Genomic DNA, 5,057 nt, shown 5'->3' on the forward strand with positions numbered 1-5,057 from the left:
GTCTCGGCGCGTGGCCGTGACATTGGCGCGGGTCCGTATGACGATTTCATCCAGATCGACGCTCCGGTCAATCGGGGTAATTCCGGTGGCCCGACCTTCGACCTCGACGGTCAGGTCGTCGGCATCAACACCGCGATCTTCTCGCCTTCGGGCGGCAGCGTCGGCATTGCCTTCGACATCCCTGCCTCGACCGCCAAGCAGGTCGTTGAGGACCTGATGAAGAGCGGTTCCGTGCAGCGCGGCTGGCTCGGTGTCGAAATCCAGCCGGTCACTTCCGACATCGCTGAGTCGCTCGGTCTGAAGTCCAACAACGGCGCGCTGGTTTCCAGCGCCCAGGACAACGGCCCAGGAAAGAAGGCCGGTATCACGGCCGGCGACGTGATCACCCAGGTCGAAGGCAAGGACGTTGCTTCGCCGAAGGAACTGGCCCGGCTGATCGGCGCCTATTCGCCTGGCAAGTCGGTCGATGTCACCGTGTGGCGCGACGGCAAGAGCCAGACGGTCAAGGTCGATCTCGGCACGTTGCCCTCAAGCGACAAGCAGGCGTCTGCCGACCAGCCGCAGCCCGCCGCTCCGGCCAAGCCAGATTCGCTCGCTGATCTCGGCCTGACCGTTACCAAGTCCGAAAACGGCAAGGGGCTGGTGGTGACCGATGTCGACCCCGACAGCGACGCCGCCGATCGCGGCATCCAGCCCGGTGACATCATCACGTCGGTCAATTCGAACGAAGTGAACGGCATCGAAGACGTCACCAAGGCGATGGCCGAAGCAGTCAAATCCGGCCGCAAGGCAGTGCTGATGCAGATCACCCACGACGACGCCAATCGTTTCGTCGCGCTGCCCGTCGCCAAGGGCTGACGCTGGCTCCGGAACCGGAGTTCGGTTTCGGAAGCTGTTCGACTTTTCCAGTGCGGCAGTTTCAAACACCCCCGAGCCGCCGCACGGGAAAGCATGGAGGAGCGCGCGTTAGTCAGTCATCGCGCTCTCCCCCGGCGGCAGCGGGCCTCCCATCGCCCGCTGCCGCACAATTCAAAAGCGCTTCTGCGGTCTGACGCAACAACATCGGGAGCGAGGACTTATCGCGCACGGCTTCGGATGATCTTGATCGCGATGCGCTTTGGCAAAGGCCACAATGCAGATGTCTGCCACTCAACCTTCCGGCGAAATCGCGTATAACAGCCCTATGAAGATTCTCGTCATAGAAGACGATCGCGAGGCTGCGGATTACTTGCAGAAAGCCTTTACCGAGGCCGGTCACACCGCGCATGTCGCCGGTGACGGCGAAACCGGCTTCGCGCTCGCCGATGCCGGCGACTACGACGTGATGGTCATCGACCGGATGATGCCGCGTCGCGACGGCCTGTCGGTCATCGCCGGTCTGAGATCCAGGGGCAACACGACGCCGGTGCTGATCCTGTCGGCGCTCGGCGAGGTCGATGACAGGGTCACCGGCCTCCGCGCCGGCGGCGACGATTACCTGACGAAACCCTATGCCTTCTCCGAGCTTCTGGCCCGTGTCGAGGTGCTGAACCGCCGCGCCAGCGCCAAGGAAGCGGAAACCGTCTACCGCATCGGCGATCTCGAACTCGACAGGCTGTCGCATTCGGTGCGCCGCGCGGCGCGCGAGATCACGCTGCAGCCGCGTGAATTCCGCCTGCTGGAGTATCTGATGCGGCATGCCGGCCAGGTGGTGACGCGCACCATGCTGCTGGAAAATGTCTGGGACTATCATTTCGATCCGCAGACCAATGTCATCGACGTCCATGTCTCGCGGCTGCGCGGGAAGATCGAGAAGGGCTTCGACAAGCCCATCCTGCATACGGTTCGCGGCGCCGGCTATATGCTGAAGAGCGGCTAGCAGCAGCATGGCTCTTTCCGTGCCAGCCATCATGAAGACGACGGCAGCGCGGCTTTCGGCGCTCTACCTCCTGCTCTTCGCGCTCTGCGCGGTGCTGCTCGTCTTCTACATGACCTCGCTGTCGGCGCGCATGCTGACCGCGCAGACGCAGGAGACCATCAACGACGAGGTGCTCGGCCTTGCCCGCGCCTATCAGCGCGGCGGTCTGCCGATCCTGGTGCGCGTGGTGGAGCAGCGCTCGCGCCAGCCCGGCGCCAACCTCTATCTGATCGCCGACGCCAACGGCCAGATCCTGACCGGCAATGTGCAGAGCCTCGAACCTGGCGTTCTCGAAGCCGAAGGCTGGACCAGCAGCCCTTTCTCCTATCAGCGCTTTGGCGAAGGAGAACTTGAGCGTCTGCGCAATCTGCCAGCCGAGCAGGGTAGCACCCAATCCGAACAGAGCGATGCGCAGGCGCAGGGCGAAAAGGGCCACAACGCCATTGCGCTGGTGCTGCGGCTGCCGAACCAGATGATCATGCTGGTCGGCCGCGACCTCGGCGAGCCGGAGCGGTTCCGCGCTGTCATCCGCCGTGCTTTGATGCTGGCGCTCGGCATGATGGGGCTTGGCGGACTGCTAATCTGGTTCTTTGTCGGCCGCGCCGCGCTGAAGCGCATCGACAGCGTGTCGGAAGCTAGCCGCCGCATCATGGGCGGCGATCTGTCGGGCCGGCTGCCGGTGACCGGGGCCGGTGACGAGTTCGATCGGCTCTCCGAAAACCTCAATGCCATGCTGGCCAGGATCGCCACGCTCAACGAGGGTCTGAAGCAGGTTTCCGACAACATCGCGCATGATCTGAAGACGCCGCTGACCCGGCTTCGCAACCGGGCCGAAGCGACGCTTTCGGGCAAGCACAAGACATCAGACTACCGGCAGGCGCTGGAAGGCACCATCGCCGAGTCCGACCAGCTGATAAAAACCTTCAACGCCATCCTGATGATCTCCCGGCTGGAGGCTGGCTACTCGTCTGAAAATACGAACCGCGTCGATCTTGCGGAAGCCGTGCGCGATGTCGTCGAGCTCTATGAGCCGGTGGCGGAGGAGGCGGGCGTCTCGCTCGAGGCAGATGTCCGAGAGGCGACCTTCGTCAACGGCAACCGCGAACTGATCGGCCAGGCGCTGTCGAACATCGTCGACAACGCCATCAAATATTCGACCGACGCCACCGCCCAGCCGGCCGTACGCGTGGCACTTGAGCGGGTCGGTGCGGGCGTTCGGCTGTCGGTCGCCGACAATGGCCATGGTATTCCCGACGACGGCGACCGCGCCCGTGCGACGGAACGTTTCGTGCGGCTGGAGAAGAGCCGTTCGCAGCCGGGTTCCGGTCTTGGCCTCAGTCTCGCCAAGGCCGTCATGACGTTCCACAATGGCCGGCTTGATCTCTTGCCTGGCAATCCCGGATTATCCGTGGTCATGAGTTTCCCGGCACGGGAGGATCACTGATGAGCACGGCTGCAAAGCGGGCGGCGACGGATTGGCTGCTGAAGCCGGCGGCCAGGCTTGCTCCGCTGGATGAAGGCCATGCGCGGCAAGAACTGGCCGAGATCGCTTCAGCGGCGCGGGAAGAAGGGCTGACGCGGTTGGCCAAGTTCCTGGCCGGCAAAGGGGAGAGCCAGGATTTCCTCGCCGCCGTTTTCGATCTGTCTCCGTTCCTGCGCGATACGGCACGCCGCCGGCCGCGGATTCTGGACGGCCTCTTCGACCAGCCCGTCGAGGCTCGGCTGAAAGCGATCGGCGCTGCCATCGACCAGGCCTATCTCGCCGAGGCGGTCTCGGAATCCAGCCTGATGATGGAGCTGCGCCAATGGAAGGCCGAGGCGCATTTCCTGATCGCGCTGGCCGATCTTGCCGGCGAAGCCGAAACGGCGCTGACGGTGCGGCGGCTGAGCGACCTTGCCGATGCCTGCACCCGCGCCGCTGTCGACTTCCTGCTGCGCGACGCACATGGCCAGGGCAAGCTCAAACTGCGGGATCTCGACAATCCGTCGAAGCAATCGGGCTGGATCCTGCTCGGCATGGGCAAGCTCGGCGCGCACGAGCTGAATTTCTCGTCCGACATCGACCTTGTGGTTTTCTTCGATCCGGAAGCGCCCGCTGTCGCTGATCCCCTCGATGCCACCGAGCTGTTCTCGCGCTTGACGCGCCGCCTGGTGCGCATCCTGCAGGACCGCACCGAGCACGGTTATGTCTTCCGCACCGATCTGAGGCTCCGCCCCGATCCCGGTTCGACCCCGCTGGCGATCCCGGTTGAGGCGGCACTGCGCTACTATGAGGCACGCGGCCAGAACTGGGAGCGCGCCGCCATGATCAAGGCACGTCCGGTGGCCGGAGATTTGGCCGCGGGCGTTGCCTTCCTCAAGGAGTTGCAGCCCTACATCTGGCGCAAATACATGGACTACGCGGCGATTGCCGACGTCCATTCGATCAAGCGCCAAATCCACGCCCACAAGGGTCATGGCGAGATCGCCGTCAAGGGTCACAACGTCAAGCTCGGGCGCGGTGGAATCCGCGAGATCGAGTTCTTCGTCCAGACCCAGCAACTCATCGCCGGCGGACGCTTCCCGGAACTGCGTGGCCGCGAGACCGTGCCGATGCTCGGCCAGCTCGCCGCACGCGGCTGGATCACCGCCGATGCGTGCGACGCGTTGGCTCGTCAATACTGGTTCCTGCGCCGCGTCGAACATGCCGTGCAGATGGTTGCCGACGAGCAGACGCACACGCTGCCGGAAGACGATGAAGGACTGGAACGCATCGCCCGCATGCTCGGCTTTGCCGATGCTTCTGCCTTTGCCCTGGCATTCCGCGCCTCGCTGCAGCAGGTGGAACGCCATTACGCGGCTCTTTTCGAAACCGCGCCGGAACTGTCGACGGGCATAGGCAATCTGGTGTTCACCGGCGATGTCGACGATCCCGATACGTTGCAGACCTTGCACGGCCTCGGCTTTCAGCGGCCAAGCGACATCTGCCGCGTCATCCGCGGCTGGCATTTCGGCCGCTATCGCGTCACCCAGTCGGCGGAGGCGCGCGAGCGGCTGACGGAACTGACGCCGGCGCTGCTGCGCTCCTTCGGCCAGACGCGCCGGGCGGACGAAGCCCTGATGCGCTTCGACGAGTTTCTCGCCGGCCTGCCGGCCGGCATCCAGCTGTTTTCCCTGCTGC

Annotated in this window: 4 protein-coding genes; all 4 read left to right on the forward strand. The window is 64.4% G+C overall.

The annotated features are described in order from the left end of the window. On the forward strand, nt 1-858 hold an 858-nt coding region (locus EN935_RS21760; protein ID WP_127373599.1), incomplete at its 5' end, for a PDZ domain-containing protein. A 325-nt stretch (nt 859-1,183) separates the two neighbouring features. Continuing rightward, nucleotides 1,184-1,858 (forward strand): response regulator transcription factor, encoded by a 675-nt coding sequence (locus tag EN935_RS21765; RefSeq protein ID WP_164757986.1) that lies wholly within the window; start codon nt 1,184-1,186, stop codon nt 1,856-1,858. A gap of 7 nt (nt 1,859-1,865) precedes the next feature. Continuing rightward, entirely contained in the window at nt 1,866-3,341 is a 1,476-nt protein-coding gene (locus EN935_RS21770) for a HAMP domain-containing sensor histidine kinase (RefSeq protein ID WP_127373600.1), read from the forward strand. Next, the coding region (locus tag EN935_RS21775) for a bifunctional [glutamine synthetase] adenylyltransferase/[glutamine synthetase]-adenylyl-L-tyrosine phosphorylase (protein ID WP_127373601.1) at nt 3,341-5,057 on the forward strand (1,717 nt) is incomplete at its 3' end. The genes EN935_RS21770 and EN935_RS21775, both read left to right, overlap by 1 nt.

The organism is Mesorhizobium sp. M7D.F.Ca.US.004.03.1.1 (assembly GCF_003998635.1).
Classification (GTDB): Bacteria; Pseudomonadota; Alphaproteobacteria; order Rhizobiales; family Rhizobiaceae; genus Mesorhizobium; species Mesorhizobium loti.

Coding starts and splice junctions, on each gene's coding strand:
- EN935_RS21765 (WP_164757986.1), top strand. CDS start 1,184: ATGAAGATTCTCGTCATAGAAGACGATCGCGAGGCTGCGGATTACTTG.
- EN935_RS21770 (WP_127373600.1), top strand. CDS start 1,866: ATGGCTCTTTCCGTGCCAGCCATCATGAAGACGACGGCAGCGCGGCTT.